The organism is Ideonella sp. (genome assembly GCF_041287625.1).
Classification (GTDB): domain Bacteria; phylum Pseudomonadota; class Gammaproteobacteria; order Burkholderiales; family Burkholderiaceae_C; genus Ideonella.
Map to the genome: position 1 here is coordinate 12,311 of NZ_JBGGNH010000028.1, position 24,138 is coordinate 36,448.

Sequence of the window (24,138 nt, forward strand, 5' to 3'; positions counted from 1 at the left end):
CGCCTGCCCCGGCTTCGCCCGGGCAGGCGTTGTCACGATGACGTCACGCGCGCGCCAGAGACTGCCGCCCTCTAAGAGGAACTTCAGCAGTCATGAAAAACGCCACGATCTCGACCCTCGCGCTGGCAGCCGCCGCCACCTTCACCACGCTGGCAGCCGTGTCGCCGGCCCAGGCCGCCGTCACGCTGATCGCCAAGGGCAGCCTGCCCGCCACCAGCGCCGACCTGAGCGGCTTCACCAACACGCTCGAAAGCGGCGTCAGCGCCAACCTGCTGGGCGGCATCGGTTCGGGCCTGGCCTGGGCCGGCGGGAGCACCTTCCTGGCCATGCCGGACCGCGGCCCGAACGCCAACGCGTGGAACCCGGCCGTGGACGACACAACCACCTTCATTCCCCGCTTCCACACGCTGGACCTGAACCTGAGCCCGGCCACCGGTGGCAGCCTGCCGTTCGACCTGAGCATCACGCTGCAGAAGACCACGCCGCTGTTCTCGACAGACGCGCTGAACTACGGCCCGGCCGTGCCCAGCGCGAACACCCGCCAGAAGCACTTCTTCAGCGGCCGCTCGGACAACTTCGCCGCTGGCACCACCTCGACCGACGGCGCCAATGCGCGCCTGGACCCGGAAGGCATCCGCGTCTCGAAGAGCACCAACCTGGTCTACATCACCGACGAGTACGGCCCCTACGTCTACACCTTCAACCGCACGACCGGCAAGCGCGTGGGCATGTTCACGCTGCCGGCCAAGTTCACGGCGGCCAACCTGTCGTCGCAAGGCGCGTTGGAGATCAGCGGCAACACCTCGGGCCGCGTGGCCAACAAGGGCATGGAAGGCCTGGCCATCACGCCGGACGGCAAGACCCTGGTCGGCTTTGAGCAAAGCCCGCTGATCCAGGACGGCGGTGACGGCGGCAACATGAACCGCATCATCACCATCGACGTGAAGACCGGCGCCACCCACGAATACGCCTACGACAACCACCTGTCGGCCACCAACAAGAACTACAACAGCAGCGAACTGCTGGCGCTGAACAACCACGAATTCCTGGTGCTGGAGCGCGACGGCAAGGGCCTGGGCGACGGCTCCAAGGCGGTGATCAAGCAGATCTGGAAGCTCAGCCTGGCCGGTGCCACCGACGTCAGCGCACTGAGCGGTGCCGCGAACCTGCAGCCGTTTGCCGTCACCAAGACGCTGTTCCTGGACATCGCCGCCACGCTGATGGCGGCCGGCTTTGCCGACACGCAGATCCCCGCCAAGCTCGAAGGCATGGCCTTCGGCGACGACGTGGTGATCAACGGCGTGACCAAGCACACCCTGTACATCGCCAACGACAACGACTTCCTCGCCAACGTCGGCGGCCTGGACAACCCGAACCAGATCTTCGTGTTCGCCTTCGACGAAAACGACCTGGGCGGCTCGGCGTTCATGAACCAGGTTTTCAAGCCGGCTCAGTGAACCCGAGGTGGCGCATCACGCGCCGCTCGGTGCCGTTTGACAGCTGACAGCTGAGTGCCGATGTGGGATCGCCCGCATCGGCATTTTTTCGTCGGTGCTTCAGGCGCCTGCGCCTTCGCCCACCAGCAGGCGGAGCAGCAACTCCACCCGCGCCTTGGCAGGTGTCAGCTGGGCGGCGCTTGGCAATGCGTCGGCCGGCGCACCCACCACGCCCCCCCCCAGGCAGCGGCTGGTCCGCAGGACCGCGACGCCCTGTGCGATTGCCTTGCGCAACGCAAGCTCCAGCGACTGGTGCACCGTGCCGTTGCCCGTGCCCTGCACCACCAGCCCACGGCAGCCGAGCGCGATCAAGGCCTCGACCAGCGTGCCGTCGCTGCCGGCATGGCTGGCGACGATCTCCACCCGCGGCCATTCGGCCACCGGCGCCTGCCAGCGTGTCGGCAAGGCTTCGTCCACCGGCCAGGGCCGCAAGGGTTTCAGCGTGCCTTCCTCGACCAGCGCGAGCGGCCCGGCGTCACCCGAGCTGAACGCATCGACGCGGTAGCCATGCCACTTGCGCACATCCAGCGCACCATGCACCCGGCCGGCCAGCACCGCGAGCACGCCGCGCACGCCAGGCGTGGTGGCCACGGCCACGGCGTCCAGCAGGTTCTGCGGCCCGTCGGCCAGCAGCGCGGTCGCCGGCCGCATCGCGGCAGTCAGCACCACCGGCTTGGTCGGGGCGAGCGTGCGCTGCAGGAACCAGGCGGTCTCCTCCAGCGTGTCGGTGCCGTGGGTGATGACGATGCCGGCCACGTCCGGCCGCGCGAGGTGACGCTCAACGGCCAGCGCCAGTTGCTGCCACACCGCGTGCGTCATGTCCTTGCTGTCGAGCTGCACCAGTTGCTCGGCCTGCAGAGAGAAGTGCGACAGCGCCGGCACTGCGGCCAGCAGTTGCGCCACGCCGATCTGCCCTGCCGTGTAGCCGACGTTGTCGTCGGCCCGGCCGGCCTGGCCGGCGATGGTGCCGCCCGTTCCCAGCAACACCACATGGCGCGCGGCCACTGATTCGTTTTGCATTTTGTGGAAGTCTGGATAAAAATACAGATACTGGATACAACCTCAGCCCGCCTGCGCAGGCTGCAAGCTCATGGACAGTCCCAAGCTCACCGCCCGGCAGCAGCAGATTTTCGACCTGGTGCAAACCACCATCGAACGCACTGGCGCCCCGCCCACCCGGGCCGAAATCGCCACCGAGCTGGGCTTCAAGTCGCCCAATGCGGCTGAAGAGCATTTGCAGGCGCTGGCCCGCAAAGGCGTGATCGAGCTGGTGGGCGGCACGTCCCGCGGCATTCGCCTGCAAAGCGGCACTTTACGCGCGCTGAACGAGGCGCGCGGCAAGCAGTTTTCGCTGCCCTTGCCCAGCCTGGCGCAGCTCACGCTGCCGCTGGTTGGCCGCGTGGCGGCCGGCCATCCGATCCTGGCGCAAGAGCACATCTCGCAGACATACCTGCTCGAAGCCAGCCTGTTTCCCAGCCGGCCCGACTACCTGCTGAAGGTCAAGGGCATGAGCATGCGGGACGCCGGCATCGTCGACGGCGACCTGCTCGCGGTGCAGAAGACCAGCGAAGCGCGCAACGGCCAGATCGTCGTCGCCCGGCTGGACGATGAAGTCACCGTCAAGCGCTTCCAGCGCAGCGCCGGCCTGATCGAGCTGCTGCCCGAGAACCCGGACTTCGAACCCATCCAGGTCAGGCCAGGCGAGTCCTTCGAAATTGAAGGCATCGCGGTGGGCCTGCTGCGTCAGAACATGATGTTCTGACGGTCCAGCGGCTGCCACCGAAGCGCGTCGGCGCGAAAGGACAAAGGCGACACCAGTGAGCGCGATCAAGAGCCCCAAGGCTGCCAGCGCGGCGGAGTGCCAGCGGCTGGAGCAATTGCCCAACGTGGGCCCGGCGATGGCCGGTGACTTGCGCGCACTGGGCATCCTGCACCCTGCCGAACTGGCCCGGCGCGACGCGCTGCAGCTCTACCGCCAACTGGAGCAGCTCAGCGGCAAGCAGCAAGACCCCTGCGTGCTGGACACCTTCATGGCGGTCATCGATTTCATGCAGGGCGCCGCACCTCGCCCCTGGTGGGACTACACCGCACAGCGCAAGCAAGTGCACGGAGCGCTGCACCCAGCGCCGCAGCGCGTGGAACGACAGGGCTCGGCCGCCGCAGCCTGAGCCCGATCCAGGCCAGCATCAGCCCAGGCTCAAACCAGTGCAGTCTCGGGCTGCAAGCGATCCCGCTGCGCCAGCGCCGGGAACAGCTTCCACCACAGCACCACCACGAACAGCGTGCCGAAGCCACCCAGCAGCACCGAGCCGACCGGGCCGAGCAAAGCCGCGGTCGCGCCCGATTCGAATTCACCGAGCTGGTTGCTGGCGCCAATGAAAACCGAGTTGACCGCGCCGACCCGGCCGCGCATGTCGTCCGGCGTTTCGAGCTGGACCAGCGACTGGCGAATCACCACGCTGAACATGTCGGCTGCGCCGCTGATGGCCAGCACCGCAAAGGCAAACCAGAACGAGGTGGCCAGTGCGAAGGCAATGGTCGCCAGGCCAAACACCGCCACCGCGCCCAGCAGCCAATGCCCCGCCCGGCTGGTGATGGGCATGCGCGACAGCCACACGCCGATGACGACCGCGCCCAGCGCCGGCGCAGCCCGAAGCAGGCCCAGGCCCTCGGGGCCGGTGTGCAGGATGTCGCGCGCGAAGATCGGCAGCAGGGCCGTGGCGCCCCCCAGCAGCACCGCGAACAGGTCCAATGAAATGGCGCCCAGTACCACCGGCCGCTGCCAGATGAAGCGGATGCCAGCTGTCAGCTGCGCGAGGTCAGGTGCAGGGCGCCGGCTCTGGACCGGCCGGTGCCGGATCGCCAACACGCACCACACCGCCGAGATCAGCAGCAGCAAGGACACGCTGTAGACCACCGCGGCCCCCCAGTGCGCACCGATCAGCGCCTGGCCAGCTACGCCAGCATCTGCCGCTGCACCCTGGCCGACAAAACCGGCCACCTTGGGCCCGAGCGCATACAGGGCGCCACCCAGTGCCGGCCCGGCAATGATGGAGGCCTGCATCGCCGAACTGGCAGCGGCCACTGCGCGTGGCAGCAGTGCCGGCGGCACCAGCGTCGGTGTCAAGGCCTGCTGGGCCGGCATCTGCAACGCCCGCGCCACACCCAGCAGCACCGACAGCAGCAGGATCAGGTTCGGCCCGACCCAGCCGCCGACGCTGGACAAAGCCAGGCAAGCCGCCACCACGCATTGCAGGCTCATGCTGCCAGCCACCAGCAGGCGTCTGTCATGCCGGTCAACGAGGTGCCCGGCCGGCAAGGTCAACAGCAGTGCCGGCAGGAACTGGGCGAGGCCGACCATGCCCAGCTCCCAGGCGCTGCCGGTCAGGTCATACATCTGCCAACCCAGCGCCACCATCAACATCTGGTTGGCGGCGCCGCCGGTGACGCGGGCGCCCAGCAAGCGCAGGTAGTCTCGCTGGTCGCGCAAGCGCACGCTGCCAGCCGACTTCGGGTCGGAAATGCTCATCCGATCGAGTTTAACTGGGCCTAGGGTTAGCCCGCAGTCTTGAAGGCCATCACCGCCTGGTTGCGCAGCGTGCGCAGCAGGCTGAGTTCCCGGTCGGCCACGGCGATGGGGCTGTCACGGTCGGCGTAGATCATGCCCAGCGGCACGCCTTTGCTCATCAACGGCATCAACAAAAAACTCTTGGCCCCAGCCTCGCGGCACCAGGCCGGCAAGCGGGCCTGCAAATCCGGCGCGCGGGCATCGGCGATCTGGGTGTCCAGGCCTTTCAGGCAGGCGGCGGCGAACAGGTCCATCGCGCCGCTCGGCTGCAGGTTCACGCTGACCTGCCGCGCCAGTTCCTGCGCGCCTTCCCCCAGCGCCAGCCTTGCGGTCATGACCGTCTGGCGGGGGCTGCGCGTGGCCAGCACCACGCGGCGAAAGTTCATCGCCCGCAGCAAGGTCTCGAGGATCATGCGCAGCACTTCGTTGAGCACCACATGGTCGCCGGCCAGGGTTTCGGTGACCTCGGCAATGCCGGCCGCCAGCAGGTCCTGTGCATGGGCCTCGCTGGCGGGATCGGGCAGGACCAGCGTGGCGGTAGCGTCCGACACCGAGGCCTGGCCGAGCAGCCGCCGGGCACGGGCCTTGGCCGGCAACTCGATGCCCATCGTCGTGGCCAGGTCGGCCAGTTGCTGCTGCGCCTTCTGCACGGCCTGCACCAGGCTGTCCTGCGACATGGCCAGGCCACGCACGTAGCCACTGGCCAGCCGCCGCATGGTGGTCTGGTCCGCACCCGCATCGGCCGCCAGCAGGCTTTGCACCATCTCGCCTGCGGCGCGCACGGCCCAGCGCAGGCGCTCGGTGCCGGCAAGCGCCCGCTGGGGCATGTCGCCCTCGGCCGCGCGCAAGGCGTGGCACAGGCTGTCCGGCAGGCCCCAGGCCTGGGCCACACCCAGGCCCAGCGCGTCGAAGTCCAGTCCCAGCACCTCGCGCGCCGCGTGGGCTTCGGCCGGGCTGTGCCAGGCCGGGCGCGGCTTGCTGCCGTCGCTGGGCGGCACCAGGCGCAGGCGCACACGCTCGGCTTCGTCCGGGAAGTAATACGCCACCAGCAGGCGGCCCAGGTGGCTGAACATGCCGGCCAGGAAGGCTTCCTCGCGCTCGGGCGAAGGAGGGGTCAGCTGGTCGGTGACCATCGCCGTCATCAACGCTTCGAGGAACATCTCCTTCATGCGCTGGGCATGGCTGCGGTTGCGCATGTGCTCCAGCAGCATGACGGACATCGCCATGTTGCGGATGCCGGCAAAGCCGACCAGCGCCGCAGCGCGCGAGACGGTGGTGATGGCGCCGGTGCCGAGGTGGCTGAAGTGCACCGTGTTGACCAGGCGCAGCAGCTTGTGGGTCAGCGCCACGTCCTTCAGGATCTCGGCCGAAAGCGCATGCACGCTCTCGCTGTCCGATGCGGTCACGCGCTGGATGCGCATCACGGAATCCGACAGCGCCGGGAAGTCACCCGTCAGCCGCATGCGGCGCAGCAGGAATTCCAGCGTCGCGTGGCTGGCCGCAGGCTGCGGCGCCTCCGGATTCAGCCAGCCGCCCAGCGCCTCCCGAAAGGCCGCGGCCGATTCGAAACGCATGGCGGGCTGCGCCGCCACCGCGCGCAGCACCAGCGCACGCAAGGGATCGTCGACCAGCTGCGGCGCAGGCTCGGGCCAGCCGACCGGCTCGGCCACCGCGCGCTGCAGCATCGCGGTCGGCGTCAGGCCGTCCATGCCGGTGCGCAGGGGTTGGCCCAGCAGCGCATGGCCCAGCAGCATGCCGGCGGCAAAGATGTCCATCGCCGGCGTGGCGGCCTGGCCGCTGGCGCCTTCGGGTGAAATGGTCGCGACCGAGCCGACGATGCGACCGTCCGGCGCGGCCGACAGCCGGATCGCGATGCCGAAGTCCATCACCCGGGCGCGGCCGTCGCGGGCCAGCAGCACATTGGCCGGCTTCAGGTCGCGGTGGATGATGCCGTGGCCATGCGCGCAGGCCAGCGCGTCCAGCACCTGCAGCATCATCTCGGCCGCTTCGCGCGGGGCCATCGCGCCCTGGCGCGCCAGGCGGTCGGCCAGCGTCAGCCCTTCGACGCGCTCCAGCACCATCCAGGCCCGGCCGCCTTCCTGCACGGCTTCGTGCACGGCCACGATGTTGGGGTGCGACAGGCCGCTCATCAACCGCGCTTCGGCCAGCCAGGCGTCGCGCTGGTCGCCGGTGACTTCCGGGCGCAGCAGCTTGATTGCGACCTCGCGCTGCAGCAATGGATCCCAGGCCAGCCAGACGGTGGCCTGCGAGCCCTGCCCCAGCAAGGCCTTCAGCGTGAAGCGGCCCAGTTGCTGCGGCGTGGCGGCGGGAGTGGGTACTGCCATGAATGGCACGCCGGCGAGGGCGTGATTTCAAGAAACGTTTTGGCGGCGCAGCCCGGCAGGCTGGCCATCTCCGGCAGCCGGCGACGGGCTGCCATTCGGCAGGCCGGTCGCGTCACCGCCTTGCAATTCGAGTTGCAGGGCGTCCTGCATTTCGCGCCCGCTGAGGTTCAGCGCACGCGCATAACGTTGCACAACCTGGCGCAATGCCGCCTGCACCCGCGTGGCGGGCTGGTTCAGCGCGTCGACAAGTTCACCGGCGCAACTGGCGGTGGTGCGCAGGTTGTCGGTGTCGCTGTCGGCGCCCCGCACAGGCGCATTCGGCGGCACGCGGCGCATCAAGGCCAGCACGCTGTCGTCCAGACCCCAGTGCTGCGCCACGGCCACACCCAGTTCGTCCAGGTCCAATCCCAGCACCGCAAAAGAGGCTGCTTCGGGGCTCATGCCATGTGCGTCTGGCGCAGTCGCTGGCGCGTCATCGTTCTGCATCAGCCTGCGGATCTGTTCAGCCTCTTCCGGAAAGTGGTACTGGACCACCAGCCGGCCGAGGTTCTGCAGCAACGAGATCAGGTAGACGACCTCGCCGTCGTAGCCGGCCGGGACCAGCCGCACGGCCAGCCGGGCGGCGCGGTGGGCGCGGCGCATCAAGGTTTCAAGTTGGCTGGCGGCGGCATCGTCCAGCGTGCCGGGCCAGCGGCGCAGGCCAAGTGCCGCCTGGCGCACACCGTCCAGCCCCAGCATCGCAATCGCCCGGCGCAACATCAGCACCGGGCCGTCATCCGACACCTGGCCGCCGCGCAGCTGGGCGCTGTTGACCCGGCGCAGCAGTTCGAAGGCGAGCGCAATGTCCCCCAGCACCAGCTCGGCCAGCTCGCTGGTGCGGCCACGTTCCATCAAGGCCAGGTGGGCCACCCGCTCGGCGCCGCCGGGCTGGGCCGGCAACACGCCAACGGTGCGCAGCCGGTCGCGCAGCAGTGCCAGCGGGCCACCATCATCATCCTGCGTCTTCAGCCAGCCCTCCAGCGCACGCTGCAGTGTGCGGGCGCTCCGGTAGCGCAGGCGCGGCTGGCGGTCGGTGCAGCGGTTGACGATGGCGCGCAGCGGCTCAGGAATCGGCCGTGGCACGGTCCAGGGCAGGCGCACGATTTCCTGGCCCAGCGGCGGCATGCGCTGCATCACATGGACCACGTCGGGCTCGTCCAGCGCCGGCTGGCCGACCAGCGCGTGGTGCATCACCAGGCCCAGCGCCAGCACGTCCTGCTCGGCCGCGTCGCGCACGGCGCGCAAGGCGTCGAGCCCGCCGTCATGCTGGGTCTCGGTCGGATGCGCGGCAGCTTCGAGGCCCATCACGCTGACCTGCTGCTGTTCGCCGATGGCCAGCATCCAGGGCTGCAGGTCCCGGTGGGCAACGCCGGCTTCATGGGCGAAGGCCAGGCCTTGCGCAATCTGGGAGGCCCAGCCGGCCAGTTCGGCCGCGGGCGCTCCCTGGCGCGAGAATTTCTCCGGCCACGAAACGGCGCGGGTGCGGTCGTAGGCGATGAAAGGCCAGCGATCGTGCACGCCGATCTCCAGCGGCTTGGCCAACTGCGGATGCTGCAGCCGCGCGGCGCGCTGCGCCGCCTGCTGCCAAGCCGCGGCGGACTCGGCTTCGATTTGCTGACGCGGGATGACCAGAAGGCATTCCTGCTGGTTGTGGGTGTCCAGGGCCGCCCAGCCCATCGTGCGGTCACTTTTCCCCACCAGTCGCAGCAGCTGGAAACGGCTGAACATGCGCACCGGCTTGGCCATGGCGGCAGAGGCGGCAGGCGAAGCGGGCGAAGGGGTGGATGAGGAGGCGGTGGCAACCATGGGACGACGGAATAGCTCGGCACGATTGAAACCCTTGCATCGACCGGCCGATGTCCGGATCAACACTACAAGTGCACACTATTTCTGCACGGCTTGCCCCGCTGTGGCACGGTATCCGCGCCGCCTGCGTGTCGACGGGCTTTGTGTCAGAATCAACTCGCCTTTTTACAGGTCCTGAAACCAGGGCCGAGAACAAGGCTTCCGCAGGGTTGAACAGGCATGGGTTGGCCCCATCTCTGAGTCTCCTCCCTCGCGTCCCGGGTCCGGCCAGTGCAGCATCGCAACAGGCTGTGCCGTCCGGTCTCCCCACAGGAACTTCCCATGAGCAGCGAACTGATCAAGCATATTTCCGACGCTTCCTTCGAAGCCGACGTCCTGCAATCCGGCAAGCCGGTGCTGGTCGACTTCTGGGCTGAATGGTGCGGTCCCTGCAAGGCGATTGCCCCGGCGCTGGAAGAACTGGCCGCCCACTACGGCGACAAGATCCAGATCACCAAGATGAACGTCGACGACAACCGCGAAGTCCCGGCCAAGTTCGGCATCCGCGGCATTCCGACGCTGATGGTCTTCAAGGACGGCCAGTTTGCCGAAACCCTGGTCGGCAGCCATCCGAAGGCGAAAATCCAATCGCTGATCGACGCTCATCTATAATCTCGCCTGAAGCACCGGGTGCGGTGGCCACAAGTTGGTCATCCACAAGCCCCGCCCCGCTGCTGCAAACAGGCTTCAAGGCCACCACGCCCCAGAACCCAGCGGTTCTCCGGCGCGTGAGTTTCACGGCCCACAGCTCCCACAACAGTTTCTTGTATCGCGTGTCGGTGTCCGGCCCGCTGCCAAAAGGCAGCAAACCGCCCTCCGCAACGCGGCACGCCAGGGCCGCCGCCTTCGGAGCGGGCGCGGTCCAACCACCCCAAGGGTGAATCCCGATGCATCTTTCAGAACTGAAAGCCCTTCACGTCTCGGCCCTGATCGAGATGGGCGAAGCGCTGGAGATCGACAACGTCTCGCGCCTGCGCAAGCAGGAGTTGATGTTCGCGATCATGAAAAAGCGCGCCAAGGCGGGCGAGCAGGTGTTCGGCGATGGTGTGCTGGAAGTGCTGCCAGACGGCTTCGGCTTCCTGCGCTCCATCGACAGCAGCTACATGGCGTCAACCGACGACATCTACCTGTCGCCCAGCCAGATCCGCCGCTTCAACCTGCACACCGGCGACCTGATCGAAGGCGAAGTGCGGGTGCCCAAGGACGGTGAGCGCTACTTCGCTCTGGTCAAGGTCGACCGCGTGAACGGCCTGACGCCCGAGGAGAACAAGCACAAGATCATGTTCGAGAACCTGACGCCGCTCTTCCCGAAAGAGGCATTCAAGCTTGAGCGTGACGGACTGAAGGCCGACGAGAACATCACCGGCCGCATCGTCGACCTGATCGCACCGATCGGCAAGGGCCAGCGCGCACTGCTGGTCGCCCAGCCCAAGACCGGCAAGACGGTGATGATGAAGCACATCGCGCACGCGCTGGTGGCCAACCATCCCGAGATCCACCTGATCGTGCTGCTGGTCGACGAGCGACCAGAAGAAGTGACCGAAATGGTCCGCGGCGTGCGCGGTGAAGTCATTTCCTCGACCTTCGACGAACCGGCTGCGCGCCATGTGCAGGTGGCCGAAATGGTGATCGAGCGCGCCAAGCGCCTGGTTGAGCTGGGCAAGGACGTGGTGATCCTGCTGGACTCCATCACCCGCCTGGCCCGCGCCTACAACAACGTGCTGCCCTCGTCCGGCAAGGTGCTGACGGGCGGCGTGGACGCCAACGCGCTGCAGCGCCCCAAGCGCTTCTTCGGCGCGGCCCGCAATGTCGAGGAAGGCGGCTCGCTGACCATCATCGGCACCGCGCTGGTCGACACCGGCTCGAAGATGGACGAGGTCATCTACGAAGAGTTCAAGGGCACCGGCAACTGCGAAATCCACCTGGATCGCCGCATGGCCGAAAAACGCGTCTATCCGTCCATCCAGATCAACAAGTCCGGCACCCGCCGCGAAGAGTTGCTGCTGAAGCCGGAGATCCTGCAAAAGACCTGGATCCTGCGCAAGCTGCTCTACAACATGGACGAGATGGAGGCGATGGAGTTCGTGCTCGACAAGATGAAGGCCTCCAAGAACAACCTCGACTTCTTCGACATGATGCGAAGAGGCGGGTGATCGGACCGCAAGGACGATGCCTTGGAGGCAGGTCCGTGACCTGGCGCACATGCCGGCACGGACAGTGGCGCAGCACGCTGCGCTATAATGCTCGTTTTTCCGCTGTCGAAAAGTGCGCTGGCATGGGGCTGGCGTGGCTGTTGGCTCACCAGCGACGAAGGAAGGCGGTTTCCGCCTCAAAGCGCCATGAAAACAGGCATTCACCCGAACTACCGCGACGTTGTGTTCGTGGACCAATCCAACGGTTTCCAATTCGTGACGCGCTCCTGCGCGCCGACCAGGGAATCGATCAAGCTGGAAGACGGCCGCGAACTGCCGCTGTTCAAGCTGGAAACCACCAGCGAATCCCACCCGTTCTACACCGGCCAGCAAAAGAGCGTGGACACGCTGGGCGGCCGCGTCGAGAAGTTCCGCAACAAGTTTGCGCGCGTCGGCATCAAGAAGTGAGATTGGCGGCCTGTGTCCTGCACAGCGCTCGCTCCCCGAAAGGCAGCCACTGGCTGCCTTTTTTATTGCCTGCCAGGGCACACGAACAGACCCGCGCACCTGCCGGCGTTGGGTTTCCGCCTCGTTCTGAAACCTTGATCGGCCCGCTTGTTGGCATGATCCAGCCGTGAATCAACCGACCCCTGCCCTCGTGACCCAGCGCGCCGCGCAGCGCCTGCCCCGCATTGCGTTGCTGCTGTTCTGCGCCGCCTACCTGCTGCCCGGCCTGTTCGGCCGGGACCCCTGGCGCAATGCCGACCTGACGGCATTCGGCTACATGCGGGCAATGGCCGAAGGCCGCACCTCGTGGTGGGCGCCTTCGCTGGGCCAGCTGCCGCCTGAGACCGCCCTGCTGCCGCATTGGATCGGCGCCTGGTCGGTGCAGCTGCTGGGCCACTGGCTTGACCCGGCCCTGGCTGCGCGCCTGCCGTTCACCTTGCTGCTGGCGCTGACGCTGTCGCTGGTCTGGTACGCGATGTTCCACCTGGCGCGCACCGATGCCGCCCAGCCCGTGCCCTTCGCGTTTGGCGGCGAGGCCGAGCCGGTGGACTACGCCCGTGCGATGGCCGATGGTGCGCTGCTGGCCACCATTGCCACACTGGGACTGCTGCAACTCGGCCACGAAACAACGCCCGAGCTGCTGCAGCTGAGCCTGGTGTCGCTGTTCATCTGGGCCATGTCCGCAGCGCCCTACAGTCGCCGCCGGGTGGCGCTGGCGGTGCTGGTTGCGCTGCCGGCGCTGGCGCTCAGCGGCGCGCCCAGCATTGCGACCGCGTTGGGCCTGATTGCCCTGCCGCTGAGCCAGCGCTCCAGCCATGCCAGCATGCGCGCGCTGTGGCCCTGGCTGGTGGCCTCGCTGCTGGTGGCCGCACTGGCCGCCACCCTGACTCACGCATGGCAATGGCGCGTGGCCTTGCGCGAGCAGCCGGCCGAGTGGCTGGGGCTGCTGCGCCTGCTGCTGTGGTTCACCTGGCCGGCCTGGCCCATGGCCGTGTGGACGCTGTGGCGCTGGCGCAGCCACTGGCCGTACCGGCACATTGCCATTCCGGCCAGCACGGTGCTGATTGCACTGCTCAGCTCGGTGCTGATGGGCGGCTCGGACCGGGCGCTGATGCTGGCGCTGCCCGGGCTGGCCATCCTGGCCGCTTTTGCGCTGCCCACGCTGCAACGCAGCACCGGCGCGGCCATCGACTGGTTCTCGGTGTTCTTCTTCAGCGTGGCCGGCCTGGCCGTCTGGGTGATCTACCTCTCGGCGCAAACCGGCACGCCACCCCAGCCGCTGCGCAACATCCTGCGCCTGGTGCCAGGCTACGAATCTGAGTTCTCACTGCCGGCGCTGGCCTTTGCCGTGGCCGGCACGCTGGCCTGGCTGTGGCTGGTGCGCTGGCGCACTTCGCGGCATCGCCATCCGCTGTGGAAGAGCCTGGTGCTGCCGGCCAGCGGCGTGGCACTGGCCTGGCTGCTGCTGATGACGCTGCTGCTGCCGGTGCTGGACTACGGCCGCAGCACCCGCCCGCTGGTGCAGCAGATCGCCCGCCTGGTGCCGGCCCAAGCCTGCCTGCTGGCACCAGGCCTGAGCCGCACCCACGTGGCCGGACTGGAGGTGTTTGGCAACTACCAGGTGGACGCGCGCAGCGAAGAGGACAAGGCGGCCGCCGCCAAGGCGCTGCTGCCGCCCAACCCGCCTGCGGTCACCCCGATGCCTGCGACCTGCGAGCACCTGCTGCTGTTGACACGCACGGCCCAGGCCGAAGCACCGGCTGGCTGGCAGTTGCTCGCCAAGTTCCACCGGCCGGTGGACCGCGGCGAATACTTCGCCTTGTACCGGCGCGGCTCCTGACCGGATCTCAGCTGGACGCGGTGGCCGCTTGCGGCTGCGAGACCAACGGGCGAACCCGCGAGGCAGGCAGCAACAGCGTGAAGGTGGAGCCGCGGCCGAGTTCGCTGGCAATGCGCAGCTCGCCGCCATGCCGCTGCGCCACATGCTTGACGATGGACAGGCCCAGGCCCGTGCCGCCGGTGTCGCGCGAGCGGCTGCCGTCGACGCGGTAGAAGCGTTCAGTGAGCCGTGGCAGGTGCTCGGGTGCGATGCCGGGCCCGGTGTCGCTGACGCGGATTTCCAGCGCGCCATCCGGCCGGCGGCAACAGCGCACGCTCACCGAGCCGCCGTCTGGCGTGTAGCGCACCGCGTTGTTGACCAGGTTGCCCACGCCGCTTTGCAGTTCCACCTCGTTGCCAGCCAGTTGCAGGCCTTCGGCGCCGTCCGCTTCGCCGCTTGCCTCGTCTTCCCAATGGAAGCTGAGCTGGTGCCTGCCGTTGGACAGGCTGCGGGCATCGGTGTCGACCGCATCGCCCAGGCGCTGCAGCGGCAGCCAGGCATCCGACGGCGGTCGCGGGCTGCCTTCCAGGCGGGTCAGCGTCAGCAGGTCACCCACCAGGGCCTGCATGCGGCGGGTCTGCTGCCCCATCAGTGACAGGACGCGCTGGCGCTCGACCTCGCTGAGCGGCAAGGTGGCCATGGTTTCGACAAAGCCGGCGAGCACCGTCAGCGGCGTGCGGATCTCGTGCGAGACGTTGGCGACGAAATCGCGTCGGGTGGCATCGGCCCGCTCACGGGCGGTCACGTCCTGGGTGATCAGCAGGTGTTGGCCGTCGCCATAGGGCCGCACGAGGATGGAAAGTTGGCCGCGGCCGTGCAGGCTGGGGATCTGCACCGGCTGGTCGCTGGGGCCGCCATGCAGGTGGGCCACGAACGCTGGCGCGCGGACCAGATTGGTGATGCGCTGCTGCAAGTCGCGCTGCGCGTCCAGCCCCAGGTGCTCGGCAGCGACCTGGTTGCACCATTCGATTTGCTCCCGCGCATCCAGCAGCAGCACGCCGTTCGGCGAGGCCTCGATGCCGGACAGGAACTGGCTCAGCCGCTCGCGCTCACGCGCGGTGGCCTTCTCACGCTGCCGCAGCGCGCGCTCGATGCGCGCGCCGGCTTCACCCCAGAAACCGTTCTGGCGCGGGCAACCATCATCTAGCTCACCCGTCAGCCAGCCCAGCAGCTGGGCGCCACGCAGGCTGTCGACCACCGCAGCCAACGCCACCAGCACACCCGAGCCCAGCAGGCTGCCCAGTTGCGGCATGCCAAGGCGTTCGCCACACAGGTGGCCCAAGGCGCCACCGACGACCGCGGCCATCACCGCGAAGAGGACCCGCGGTCCCAACCAGAACATGCAGACGTCCTGAAACGCGCGGTCAGGCCGAAGGCGCGGAGGCCATGACCTGCTGGGTCAGCCGGTAGCCGGCACCGCGCACGGTCTCGATCATCTGCGCACATTGCGCTGGTTGCAGCGCCTCTCGCAGGCGCTTGACGTGTACGTCCACCGTGCGTTCCTCGATGAACACGTGGTCGCCCCAGACCCGGTCCAGCAGTTGGGCCCGGCTGTGCACGCGCTCCGGGTGCGTCAGGAAGAAATGCAGCAGGCGGAATTCGGTCGGGCCGAGCTTGAGCTCCACACCCAGGCGGGCGACGCGGCGGGTGGAAGGATCCAGCCGCAGGCCGCCGACTTCGACCGCGGCGTCCAGCGCCTCGGGCACGCGGCGGCGCAGCACGGCGCGGATGCGGGCCAGCAGTTCCTGGGTCGAAAACGGCTTGGTCAGGTAGTCATCCGCACCGGCGTCCAGCCCCGAGACCTTGTCGGACTCGTCGGCCCGCGCCGTCAGCATGATGATGGGCAGCTCCTTGGTGCGCGCATCGGCACGCCAGCGGCGGGCCAGGGCCACGCCGGACTGGCCCGGCAGCATCCAGTCCAGCAGCACCAGATCCGGCAGCACGGCGTCCACCGCGACCAACGCCTGGTCGGCGTTTTCAGCAAGCGTGATCTCAAAACCTGCATGGCGCAGGTTGATGGCAATCAGCTCGGCAATCGCCGATTCGTCTTCAACCACCAGAATGGAGGGCATGTGGTGTCCCGTGGGTCAGTTGCGGGTCAATGCGATGGTTTCCACCGCTTCAACCGTGTTGTGGCGCACGTCAGTGCCCTTGACGATGTAGATGATCTGCTCGGCGAGGTTCTTGGCATGGTCGCCCACGCGCTCGATGGCCTTGGCCACGAACACCAAGTCGATGCTGGCCGAGATCGTGCGCGGGTCTTCCATCATGTAGGTGATGAGCTTGCGCATCAGGCCGTCGAACTCCTGGTCGATCTGGCCGTCCTGCTTGATGACGTCCAGCGCCTGCACCGTGTCAAGGCGCGCAAAGGCGTCCAGCGCCTTGCGCAGCGAAGCGGTGGCCAGGCTGGCCTCGAACGACACGTCCTGCACCGGCAGGCGCAGGCGGCTGAACACGCCCGTGTTGATCAGGCGCTGCACCGTGCGTGCGATGCGGGCGGCTTCGTCGCCGACACGCTCCAGGTTGCCGATGGTCTTGGAGATCGCGATCAGCAGCCGCAGGTCGCGTGCGGTCGGCTGGCGGCGGGCGATGATGGCCGACAGGTCGGCATCGATCTCGACTTCCAGCCGGTTCACGCGTTCTTCCAGCGCCAGCACCTGGGTGGCCGTTTCGGCGCTGTAGTTGGTCAGCGCGTAAATGGCCTGGGCCACCTGCGCCTCGACCAGCCCGCCCATTTCCAGCACGCGGGTGGAGACGGCGCTGAGTTCAGCGTCGAACTGGGTGGAGAGGTGTTTGTCACTCATGTTCTGTTCCCTTGGATGGCACCGCGACGCGGGGGCGGTCAGCCGAAGCGACCGGTGATGTAGTCCTCGGTGTCTTTCTTCTTGGGCTTCATGAAGAGGTCACGCGTCGGGCCAAATTCGATCAGGTCGCCCAGGTACATGTAGGCGGTGTAGTCCGAGACACGGGCAGCCTGCTGCATGTTGTGCGTGACGATGACCACGGTGTAGTCGCTCTTCAGCTCGGTGATCAGTTCTTCGACCTTGCCGGTGGAGATCGGGTCCAGCGCCGAGCAGGGTTCGTCCAGCAGCAGCACTTCCGGCTTGATCGCGATGCCGCGTGCAATGCACAGCCGCTGCTGCTGGCCGCCCGACAGGCCCGAACCGCTCTGGCCCAGCTTGTCCTTGACTTCGGTCCACAGCGCGGACTTCTTCAGCGCCCATTCCACCCGCTCGTCCATCTCGACGCGCGAAAGGTTCTCGAACAGCCGCACGCCAAACGCGATGTTGTCGTAGATCGACATCGGGAAGGGCGTGGGCTTCTGGAAGACCATGCCAACCTTGGCACGGATCAGCGACACATCCAGCTTGCTGTCCAGCACGTTCTCGCCATCGACCAGGATTTGGCCTTCGGCGCGCTGCTCGGGGTAGAGCTCGAACATGCGATTGAAGGTGCGCAGCAGCGTGGACTTGCCGCAGCCCGACGGGCCGATGAACGCCGTGGCCTTCTTCTCGGGAATGTCCAGGTTGATGCGCTTGAGCGCGTGGAAGCTGCCGTAGTAGAAGTTCAGGTCCCGCACCGTGATCTTGGCTTTCTCGGTCACGGGAAGTTCGACTTTTGCATCCATGATGGTGTTCGCCAGAAATCAGTGTTGTTTGCGGAAGAAGACCCGCGCGAGGATGTTCAGCGCCAGCACGCCCATGGTGATCAGGAACACGCCAGCCCACGCCAGCTTCTGCCAGTTCTCGTAAGGGCTCATCGCGAACTTGAAGATCGTCACCGGCAGGCTGGCCATGGGCCTGCTCAGGTCGGACGACCAGAACTGGTTGGACAGCGCAGTGAACAGCAGCGGCGCGGTTTCCCCTGCAATGCGGGCCACCGCCAGCAGCACGCCGGTGACCACGCCGGCACGGGCCGACTTCAGCGTGATCGAGAAGATCACCTTCCACTTCGGCGTGCCCAGCGCGTAGGCCGCTTCACGCAGCGCATGCGGCACCAGCGTCAGCATGTTCTCGGTGGTGCGGATGACCACCGGGATCACGATCAAAGACAGTGCAGCGACACCCGCCCAGCCGGAATAGCTCTTGAACTGCACCACCACGACCCAACCCACGAACAGGCCGATCACGATGGACGGTGCCGACAGCAGGATGTCGTTGATGAACTGGGTGATGCGGCCCAGCCAGGCCTTCTGGCCGTACTCGGCCAGGTAGATGCCGGCCAAGATGCCGATCGGCGTGCCGACGCAGGTGGCCAAGGTCACCATGATCAGGGAACCATAGATGGCATTGGCCAGCCCCCCGCCCTCGTCCTGCGGCGGCGGTGTCATTTCGGTGAACACGGCCAGATTCAGACCGCCAATGCCCAGCCGGAAGGTCTCGAACAGGATCCACAGCAGCCAGAACACGCCGAAGGCCATGGCCGCCAGCGACAGCGACAGCGCCACCGTGTTGACGCGCTGGCGCCGCTTGTGCATGGCCAAGCGGCCAGCGTCCAGAGTCGCCAAGCTCATGTGCGGCTCCCTTCATTCTTCTTGAGGCGGGCCAGCAGCAGCTTGGAGCAGGCCAGCACCACGAATGTGATGAAAAACAGCACCAGGCCGAGGTAGATCAGCGAGGCCTGGTGCAGGCCCTCGCCGGCTTCGGCGAACTCATTGGCCAGCGCCGAGGTGATGCTGTTGGCAGGCTCGAACAGCGACAGCGAGTTCAGCTGGTTGGCGTTGCCGATCAGAAAGGTGACCGCCATGGTCTCGCCCAACGCGCGACCCAGGCCCAGCATGATGCCGCCGACCACGCCGGTCTTGGTGAAAGGCAACACGACCTTGAACATGACTTCCCAGGTCGTCGAGCCCAGTCCGTAGGCAGACTCCTTGAGCATCGGCGGCGTCACCTCGAACACGTCGCGCATCACCGAGGCAATGAACGGGATGATCATGATCGCCAGGATGATGCCGGCCGACAGCAGGCCGATGCCCACCGGCGGGCCGGAGAAAAACGCGCCAAGCACCGGTACGCCTTTGAACAAGTGCTGCAGCGGTTGCTGCACATAGGTTGCCAGCAGTGGGCTGAAGACCAGCAGGCCCCACATGCCGTAGACGATGGACGGCACTGCCGCCAGCAACTCAACCGCAATGCCCAGTGGCCGTTTCAGCCAGTTCGGCGAGAGTTCGGTCAGGAACAGCGCGATGCCGAAGCTCACCGGCACGGCGATCAGCAGCGCGATGACCGAGGTCATCAGCGTGCCGTAAATCATCACCAAGCCGCCGTAGTGATCCCCAACGGGGTCCCATTCGGTGCGCCAGAGGAAGGAGAACCCGTATTCACGGATGGCAGGCATCGCGCCCACCACAAGAGAAATCAGGATGCCCAGCAACAGGGCCAGCGTCAGCCAAGCAGCCGAATGGGCGGCGAGTGAAAACAGCCGATCGGCCCAGGGCGCGCGCATGCGCCGCGAACCGGGACGGCCCGCAGGAGAGGTTCGGACCATCTCGATGTCGGAAGGCAGTGAGTGTGCAGGCATCGTAGCAGTCACTTTGGAGGCTCCAGTGGCACGGCACACAGGCGGGGCGGAGGCGGCATCGGCCGCCGCGCCCCTTGCTGCGCGCTCAGTGCAAGATCACTTGTAGGCGATGGCCTTGCCGGAACCATCCTTGATCTCGGCCCACTGCTTGTGGATCAGGGCCTTGAGCGAGTCGGGCAGCGCCACGTATTCCAGTTCCATCGCCGGCTTGTCGCCGTTGCTGTAAGCCCAGTCGAAGAACTTCAGCGCGGCGGCGGCCTGGGCCGGCTTGTCCTGCACCTTGTGCATCAGGATGAAGGTGGCACCGGTGATGGGCCAGCTGTCCTTGCCGGCCTGTTCGGTCAGCACCTGGTAGAAGCTCTTGGACCAGTCGGCACCAGCGGCGGCGGCCTTGAAGTTCAGGTCATCCGGGCCAACGAACTGGCCGTCCTTGTTCTTCAGCATCACGAACGCCATCTTGTTCTGCTTGGCGTAGGCGTATTCGACGTAGCCGATGGAGTTCGGCAGGCGCTGCACGTAGGACGACACGCCTTCGTTGCCCTTGCCACCCGCGCCGGTGGGCCAGTTGACCGCGGTGCCTTCGCCGACGTTGGCCTTCCAGTCGGCATTCACCTTGGACAGGTAGTTCGTGAAGATGAAGCTCGTGCCCGAACCATCGGCGCGGCGGACCACGGCGATCTCGGCATCCGGCAGTGCCACGCCGGCGTTCAGCGCGGCGATGGAAGCGTCATTCCACTTGGTGACCTTGCCCAGGTAGATGTCGCCCAGCACCTGGCCCGTCAGCTTCAGCTGGCCCGGGGCGATGCCCTTGATGTTGACCACCGGCACCACACCGCCGATCACGGTGGGAAACTGGACCAGGCCGTCAGCGGCGAGTTCTTCGTCCTTCAGCGGCGCATCGGAGGCACCGAAGTCCACCGTCTTGGCCTTGATCTGCTTGATGCCGGCACCCGAACCCACCGATTGGTAGTTGATGTGTGCGCCGCTGGCCTTGCTGTAGAGGTCCGCCCACTTGGCGTAGACCGGAGCGGGGAAGGACGCGCCTGCGCCGGTCACGTCTTGTGCAAAGGCGGTGGAGGCCAGTGCCAGCGCAGCGCTGGCCAGCGAGAAACGAACGAAAGTGGAAACCATGGAACAGACCCTTCGTCAGTGGGGAATCGGGGCGCATTGCCCCGCGATGCCTGCACTGTAGAAAGGGTCTGTGACGCCACTGTGACATTCATGACAATGATCTGGGCGACGCCATGAAGACGTCATGAGACCGTCATGAAACGCCAACTTCCTGGGAAAATCCCAGCAAAACAAGGGCTTGCAGGTGCCTCAGGCGGTTTGAACAGCCGCGGCGGCAAGTTGCTCTGCTGTCTGGCGGGCCTGCTGTGGGTCCCGGGCCTCGACCATCACACGCAGCACCGGCTCGGTGCCCGAGGCACGGATCAGCACCCGCCCGCCGCGGCCCAGCGCCTTTTCAGCGGCCTCGGTCGCACCTGCCAGCACGCGGTTGGCGCGCCAGTCGCTGCCCTCGGCCAGCCGCACGTTGATCATGGTCTGTGGAAACAGCTGCACCGGGCCGACAAGTTCGGCCAGGCTGCGGCCGCTGCGCTGCACCGCCTGCAGCACCTGCAGCGCACTGACGATGCCGTCACCGGTACTGTGGCAGTCCAGCGCCAGCAGGTGGCCCGAGCTTTCGCCGCCGAGCAGCCAGCCACGCCGGCCCAGCTCCTCCAGCACGTAACGGTCACCCACCTTGGCGCGGACCAGCTCGATGCCGCTTTCGGCAAGCGCCAGCTCGACCGCCATGTTGGTCATCAGCGTGCCCACCACGCCCGGCACCACCTCGCCCAGCGCCTGCCGGTCCTGGGCCAGCAGGAACAGCAGTTCGTCGCCGTTGAACAGCCGCCCCGCCCCATTCACCAACTGCAGCCGGTCAGCGTCACCGTCCAGCGCCACGCCGTAGTCGGCGCCATGTTGCTGCACCGCGGCCACCAGCGCCGCCGGCGCGGTGGCGCCAACGTTGGCATTGATGTTCGTACCGTTCGGCGACACGCCGATGCTGACCACCTCCGCGCCAAGTTCGTGGAAGACGGCTGGCGCGACCTGGTAGGCCGCGCCGTGCGCCGCGTCCACCACAATCTTCAAGCCCTTGAGCGTCAACTCGCCGCTGACGGTGCTCTTGCAGAACTCGACATAGCGGCCTTGCGCGTCGCTGAGCCTGCGGGCGCGGCCCAGATGCGCCGAGTCGGCCCAGGCCGGCGGCTGCGCGAGGGCCTGCTCAACCGCTTCTTCCCAGGCATCCGACAGCTTTTCGCCACGGGCCGAGAAGAACTTGATGCCGTTGTCGGGAAAGGCATTGTGCGAGGCGCTGATCACCACGCCCAGGTCCAGGCGCAGCGCCCGCGTCAGGTAGGCCACGCCAGGCGTCGGCAGCGGCCCGGTCAACAGCACGTTGACACCGGCCGACACAAAACCCGCCTCCAGTGCAGACTCCATCATGTAGCCGGAAATGCGCGTGTCCTTGCCGATCAACACCGTGGGCTGCCGGCCAGGGCTCGCGGCGGCCAGCACCTGCCCCACGGCATGTCCCAGGCGCAGCGAAAAGTCTGCGGTGATCGGATAGGTGCCCACGGTGCCGCGGATGCCGTCGGTGCCAAAAAACTGTCGTGCCATGGAAGTGTTCCTGCGCCGTGAAAGCAGCGTCTTTGATGAAGATGAGGAGAAGAAAGTCCGAGGCGCTTCAAGCGGCCAGACCGGCAGCCTGCCAGACCTTCAGGGCGTCGACCGTGGCTGCCACGTCGTGCACCCGCAACACACGCGCACCGTGCGTGGCGGAAGCCAGCGCCGCGGCCACGCTGGCCACCATGCGCTCGCCCACCGGCCGGCCGGTCAGCTGGCCGAGTGTGCCTTTGCGTGACCAACCGGCCAGCAGGGGAAAGCCCAGGTCCAAAAGCTGGACCTGGCCGCGCAGCAGGGCCCAGTTGTGCTCGCTGGTCTTGCCGAATCCGTAGCCCGGGTCGAGCATGATGCGCGCGTCGGCCACACCCGCCTCGCGCAGCACCTGCACGCGCTCCGCGAGGAACGCCCGCACGTCGGCCAGCACGTCGTCGTAATGTGGCCGCAACTGCATGGTGCCGGGCTGGCCCTGCATGTGCATCACGCAGACGCCGGCCTGCGGCGCCTGCACCATGCAGGCCAGCGCGCCTGGCCAGCTCAGCGAGCGGATGTCGTTGATGATGTCGGCCCCCGCGGCCAGCACCTCGGCGATGACCTCGGGCCGGCTGGTGTCGACCGACACCGGCACGCCCAGCGTCACCGCATGGCGCACCACCGGCAGCACCCGCGCCAGTTCATCCTGCCAACTCGGCATGACAGAACCGGGGCGCGTCGATTCGCCGCCGATGTCCAGGATGTCCGCGCCCTCGACCAGCAGCAACTCGCAATGGGCCATCGCCTGCTCGGGCGCGGCATGGTGGCCGCCGTCGGAAAACGAGTCGGGCGTGACATTGACGATGCCCATCACCTGCGGACGCTGCAGGTCGATCAGGAAGCGGGCGGTTTGCCAAGGCATGGGCGTTGAACTCCGGTCCGGAAATGCACAACGGGGCATGAAGCCCCGTTGAAGGTCTGGCGCACAAGTCATGCGCCTTGCGAAACAGCTCAGGCGGCTGCCGGCGCGCTGTCAGGGTTGACCGGCGGCGTCGGGCCGGTGCCGGTCTTGCTGGCCGAAGGCGTCCAGTCCTTGGGCGGGCGCGGTGGCTTGCCACCCATGATGTCGGCAATCTGCTCACCGTCGATGGTTTCCCATTCGAGCAGCGCCTTGGCCATCGCATGCATCTTGTCGGCGTTGTCCTCGATCAGCCTGCGCGCAATGTTGTATTGCTCGTCGATGATGCGGCGAACTTCGGCATCCACCTTGCGCATCGTTTCTTCGGACATGTTCGTCGTCTTCGTGACCGAACGACCGAGGAACACCTCGCCCTCGTTTTCCGAGTACACGATGGGGCCAAGCGCGTCGGTCATGCCGTAGCGCATCACCATGTCCTTGGCCGTCTGCGTGGCGCGTTCGAAGTCGCTGCTTGCGCCTGTCGTCATCTGGTCCATGAAGACTTCTTCGGCGATGCGGCCACCGAACAGCATCGAGATGCGGCTCAGCATGCGGACCTTGTCGACGCTGTAGCGATCCTTCTCGGGCAGCGAGATGGTCACGCCCAAGGCGCCGCCACGCGGGATGATGGTCACCTTGTGCACCGGGTCCAGCTTGGGCAGCAGCTGCGCGATGATGGCGTGGCCGGCCTCGTGGTAGGCCGTGTTCCTGCGCTCTTCCTCGTCCATGACCATGGACTTGCGCTCCGGGCCCATCATGATCTTGTCCTTGGCCTTCTCGAAGTCGACCATCTCGACCACGCGACCATTGCGGCGCGCGGCGAACAAGGCGGCTTCGTTGACCAGGTTGGCCAGGTCAGCACCCGAGAAGCCAGGCGTGCCACGGGCCAGGATGTCGGCGCGGATGTCCTGCCCGACCGGGACCTTGCGCATGTGCACGTTCAGGATCTGTTCGCGGCCGCGCACGTCCGGCAGGGTCACGTAGACCTGGCGGTCGAAGCGGCCCGGGCGCAGCAGCGCGGGGTCCAGGATGTCCGGCCGGTTGGTGGCAGCCATCACGATCACGCCCAGGTTGGTCTCGAAACCGTCCATCTCGACCAGCATCTGGTTCAGCGTCTGCTCGCGCTCGTCGTTGCCGCCGCCCAGGCCGGCACCGCGGTGGCGCCCGACGGCGTCGATTTCATCGACGAAGATGATGCAGGGCGCGCTC

The 24,138-nt window shown here is 67.0% G+C and carries 21 protein-coding genes; 7 read left to right on the forward strand and 14 right to left on the reverse strand.

Features of this window, described 5'->3' with window-relative positions:
• Positions 1-92 precede the first annotated feature (92 nt).
• Positions 93-1,457 carry an esterase-like activity of phytase family protein gene (locus tag ACAH41_RS11560; protein ID WP_325649701.1) on the forward strand — a complete coding sequence of 455 codons (1,365 nt, stop codon included), beginning with the start codon at positions 93-95 and terminating at the stop codon, positions 1,455-1,457.
• Positions 1,458-1,556: 99 nt separating this feature from the next.
• Here ACAH41_RS11560 and ACAH41_RS11565 read toward each other — a convergent pair whose 3' ends face one another.
• Positions 1,557-2,516, reverse strand: coding sequence for an asparaginase (locus tag ACAH41_RS11565; protein WP_325649699.1), 960 nt, complete (start codon positions 2,514-2,516; stop codon positions 1,557-1,559).
• Positions 2,517-2,586: 70 nt separating this feature from the next.
• On the opposite strand from ACAH41_RS11565, the gene lexA reads away from it, so the two are divergent.
• Together lexA and ACAH41_RS11575 are read left to right on the forward strand one after the other, a co-directional pair.
• The gene (lexA, locus tag ACAH41_RS11570) at positions 2,587-3,258 is read left to right on the forward strand and encodes a transcriptional repressor LexA (protein WP_325649697.1); all 672 of its coding nucleotides are present in this window, start codon (positions 2,587-2,589) and stop codon (positions 3,256-3,258) included.
• 55 nt (positions 3,259-3,313) lie between these two features.
• The gene (locus ACAH41_RS11575) at positions 3,314-3,664 is read left to right on the forward strand and encodes a helix-hairpin-helix domain-containing protein (protein WP_325649696.1); all 351 of its coding nucleotides are present in this window, start codon (positions 3,314-3,316) and stop codon (positions 3,662-3,664) included.
• A gap of 29 nt (positions 3,665-3,693) precedes the next feature.
• Here ACAH41_RS11575 and ACAH41_RS11580 read toward each other — a convergent pair whose 3' ends face one another.
• Genes ACAH41_RS11580 through ACAH41_RS11590 form a run of 3 tightly spaced genes read right to left on the reverse strand, consistent with a single transcriptional unit; the run spans position 3,694 to position 9,194 of the window.
• On the reverse strand, positions 3,694-5,025 hold the full coding sequence (locus ACAH41_RS11580) for an MFS transporter (RefSeq protein WP_325649695.1): 1,332 nt from the start codon (positions 5,023-5,025) through the stop codon (positions 3,694-3,696).
• A gap of 26 nt (positions 5,026-5,051) precedes the next feature.
• Complete coding sequence (locus tag ACAH41_RS11585; RefSeq protein WP_325649693.1) at positions 5,052-7,409, reverse strand: HDOD domain-containing protein; 2,358 nt, start codon at positions 7,407-7,409, stop codon at positions 5,052-5,054.
• Between the two features lie 27 nt (positions 7,410-7,436).
• Complete coding sequence (locus ACAH41_RS11590) at positions 7,437-9,194, reverse strand: serine/threonine protein kinase (RefSeq protein WP_370538294.1); 1,758 nt, start codon at positions 9,192-9,194, stop codon at positions 7,437-7,439.
• A 381-nt stretch (positions 9,195-9,575) separates the two neighbouring features.
• On the opposite strand from ACAH41_RS11590, the gene trxA reads away from it, so the two are divergent.
• The 4 genes from trxA (at position 9,576) to ACAH41_RS11610 (ending at position 13,772) form a co-directional block, all read left to right on the forward strand.
• Positions 9,576-9,905: a thioredoxin gene (gene trxA / locus ACAH41_RS11595; RefSeq protein WP_141289816.1), complete on the forward strand. Its 330-nt coding sequence runs from the start codon at positions 9,576-9,578 to the stop codon at positions 9,903-9,905.
• Between the two features lie 275 nt (positions 9,906-10,180).
• Positions 10,181-11,446 carry a transcription termination factor Rho gene (rho, locus tag ACAH41_RS11600; RefSeq protein ID WP_141289815.1) on the forward strand — a complete coding sequence of 422 codons (1,266 nt, stop codon included), beginning with the start codon at positions 10,181-10,183 and terminating at the stop codon, positions 11,444-11,446.
• A 186-nt stretch (positions 11,447-11,632) separates the two neighbouring features.
• Positions 11,633-11,893, forward strand: a complete 261-nt coding sequence (locus ACAH41_RS11605) for a type B 50S ribosomal protein L31 (protein ID WP_325649688.1) — start codon at positions 11,633-11,635, stop codon at positions 11,891-11,893.
• Positions 11,894-12,059: 166 nt separating this feature from the next.
• A complete protein-coding gene (locus ACAH41_RS11610; protein ID WP_325649686.1) occupies positions 12,060-13,772 on the forward strand; it encodes a hypothetical protein in 1,713 nt (570 codons plus the stop codon).
• Between the two features lie 7 nt (positions 13,773-13,779).
• Here ACAH41_RS11610 and phoR read toward each other — a convergent pair whose 3' ends face one another.
• The 10 genes from phoR to ACAH41_RS11660 form a co-directional block, all read right to left on the reverse strand.
• Entirely contained in the window at positions 13,780-15,153 is a 1,374-nt protein-coding gene (gene phoR, locus ACAH41_RS11615; RefSeq protein ID WP_325649684.1) for a phosphate regulon sensor histidine kinase PhoR, read from the reverse strand.
• Between the two features lie 22 nt (positions 15,154-15,175).
• Complete coding sequence (gene phoB / locus ACAH41_RS11620; RefSeq protein ID WP_141284797.1) at positions 15,176-15,883, reverse strand: phosphate regulon transcriptional regulator PhoB; 708 nt, start codon at positions 15,881-15,883, stop codon at positions 15,176-15,178.
• A gap of 15 nt (positions 15,884-15,898) precedes the next feature.
• Complete coding sequence (gene phoU / locus ACAH41_RS11625) at positions 15,899-16,615, reverse strand: phosphate signaling complex protein PhoU (protein ID WP_141284799.1); 717 nt, start codon at positions 16,613-16,615, stop codon at positions 15,899-15,901.
• 38 nt (positions 16,616-16,653) lie between these two features.
• Positions 16,654-17,439, reverse strand: coding sequence for a phosphate ABC transporter ATP-binding protein PstB (gene pstB / locus ACAH41_RS11630; RefSeq protein WP_141284801.1), 786 nt, complete (start codon positions 17,437-17,439; stop codon positions 16,654-16,656).
• Positions 17,440-17,457: 18 nt separating this feature from the next.
• Positions 17,458-18,324, reverse strand: a complete 867-nt coding sequence (pstA, locus tag ACAH41_RS11635; RefSeq protein ID WP_325649679.1) for a phosphate ABC transporter permease PstA — start codon at positions 18,322-18,324, stop codon at positions 17,458-17,460.
• Positions 18,321-19,298 (reverse strand): phosphate ABC transporter permease PstC, encoded by a 978-nt coding sequence (gene pstC, locus ACAH41_RS11640; protein WP_211361280.1) that lies wholly within the window; start codon positions 19,296-19,298, stop codon positions 18,321-18,323. The genes pstA and pstC overlap by 4 nt, the downstream gene beginning before the upstream one ends.
• 129 nt (positions 19,299-19,427) lie before the next feature.
• Entirely contained in the window at positions 19,428-20,462 is a 1,035-nt protein-coding gene (gene pstS, locus ACAH41_RS11645; protein ID WP_370538295.1) for a phosphate ABC transporter substrate-binding protein PstS, read from the reverse strand.
• Positions 20,463-20,651: 189 nt separating this feature from the next.
• Positions 20,652-21,995 (reverse strand): phosphoglucosamine mutase, encoded by a 1,344-nt coding sequence (glmM, locus tag ACAH41_RS11650; RefSeq protein WP_325648165.1) that lies wholly within the window; start codon positions 21,993-21,995, stop codon positions 20,652-20,654.
• Positions 21,996-22,062: 67 nt separating this feature from the next.
• Complete coding sequence (folP, locus tag ACAH41_RS11655) at positions 22,063-22,893, reverse strand: dihydropteroate synthase (RefSeq protein WP_325648166.1); 831 nt, start codon at positions 22,891-22,893, stop codon at positions 22,063-22,065.
• Positions 22,894-22,982: 89 nt separating this feature from the next.
• On the reverse strand, positions 22,983-24,138 hold a 1,156-nt coding region (locus ACAH41_RS11660; protein WP_370538296.1), incomplete at its 5' end, for an ATP-dependent metallopeptidase FtsH/Yme1/Tma family protein.

What these genes read in the sequence shown, in the direction of transcription:
- pstB (WP_141284801.1), bottom strand. Translation starts at nt 17,439, where the DNA reads ATGGATGCAAAAGTCGAACTTCCCGTGACCGAGAAAGCCAAGATCACG.
- lexA (WP_325649697.1), top strand. Translation starts at nt 2,587, where the DNA reads ATGGACAGTCCCAAGCTCACCGCCCGGCAGCAGCAGATTTTCGACCTG.
- pstA (WP_325649679.1), bottom strand. Translation starts at nt 18,324, where the DNA reads ATGAGCTTGGCGACTCTGGACGCTGGCCGCTTGGCCATGCACAAGCGG.
- ACAH41_RS11580 (WP_325649695.1), bottom strand. Translation starts at nt 5,025, where the DNA reads ATGAGCATTTCCGACCCGAAGTCGGCTGGCAGCGTGCGCTTGCGCGAC.
- ACAH41_RS11590 (WP_370538294.1), bottom strand. Translation starts at nt 9,194, where the DNA reads ATGGCCAAGCCGGTGCGCATGTTCAGCCGTTTCCAGCTGCTGCGACTG.
- glmM (WP_325648165.1), bottom strand. Translation starts at nt 21,995, where the DNA reads ATGGCACGACAGTTTTTTGGCACCGACGGCATCCGCGGCACCGTGGGC.
- pstC (WP_211361280.1), bottom strand. Translation starts at nt 19,298, where the DNA reads ATGGTCCGAACCTCTCCTGCGGGCCGTCCCGGTTCGCGGCGCATGCGC.
- ACAH41_RS11565 (WP_325649699.1), bottom strand. Translation starts at nt 2,516, where the DNA reads ATGCAAAACGAATCAGTGGCCGCGCGCCATGTGGTGTTGCTGGGAACG.
- ACAH41_RS11585 (WP_325649693.1), bottom strand. Translation starts at nt 7,409, where the DNA reads ATGGCAGTACCCACTCCCGCCGCCACGCCGCAGCAACTGGGCCGCTTC.
- pstS (WP_370538295.1), bottom strand. Translation starts at nt 20,462, where the DNA reads ATGGTTTCCACTTTCGTTCGTTTCTCGCTGGCCAGCGCTGCGCTGGCA.
- rho (WP_141289815.1), top strand. Translation starts at nt 10,181, where the DNA reads ATGCATCTTTCAGAACTGAAAGCCCTTCACGTCTCGGCCCTGATCGAG.
- phoR (WP_325649684.1), bottom strand. Translation starts at nt 15,153, where the DNA reads ATGTTCTGGTTGGGACCGCGGGTCCTCTTCGCGGTGATGGCCGCGGTC.
- phoB (WP_141284797.1), bottom strand. Translation starts at nt 15,883, where the DNA reads ATGCCCTCCATTCTGGTGGTTGAAGACGAATCGGCGATTGCCGAGCTG.
- ACAH41_RS11560 (WP_325649701.1), top strand. Translation starts at nt 93, where the DNA reads ATGAAAAACGCCACGATCTCGACCCTCGCGCTGGCAGCCGCCGCCACC.
- trxA (WP_141289816.1), top strand. Translation starts at nt 9,576, where the DNA reads ATGAGCAGCGAACTGATCAAGCATATTTCCGACGCTTCCTTCGAAGCC.
- phoU (WP_141284799.1), bottom strand. Translation starts at nt 16,615, where the DNA reads ATGAGTGACAAACACCTCTCCACCCAGTTCGACGCTGAACTCAGCGCC.
- ACAH41_RS11605 (WP_325649688.1), top strand. Translation starts at nt 11,633, where the DNA reads ATGAAAACAGGCATTCACCCGAACTACCGCGACGTTGTGTTCGTGGAC.
- folP (WP_325648166.1), bottom strand. Translation starts at nt 22,893, where the DNA reads ATGCCTTGGCAAACCGCCCGCTTCCTGATCGACCTGCAGCGTCCGCAG.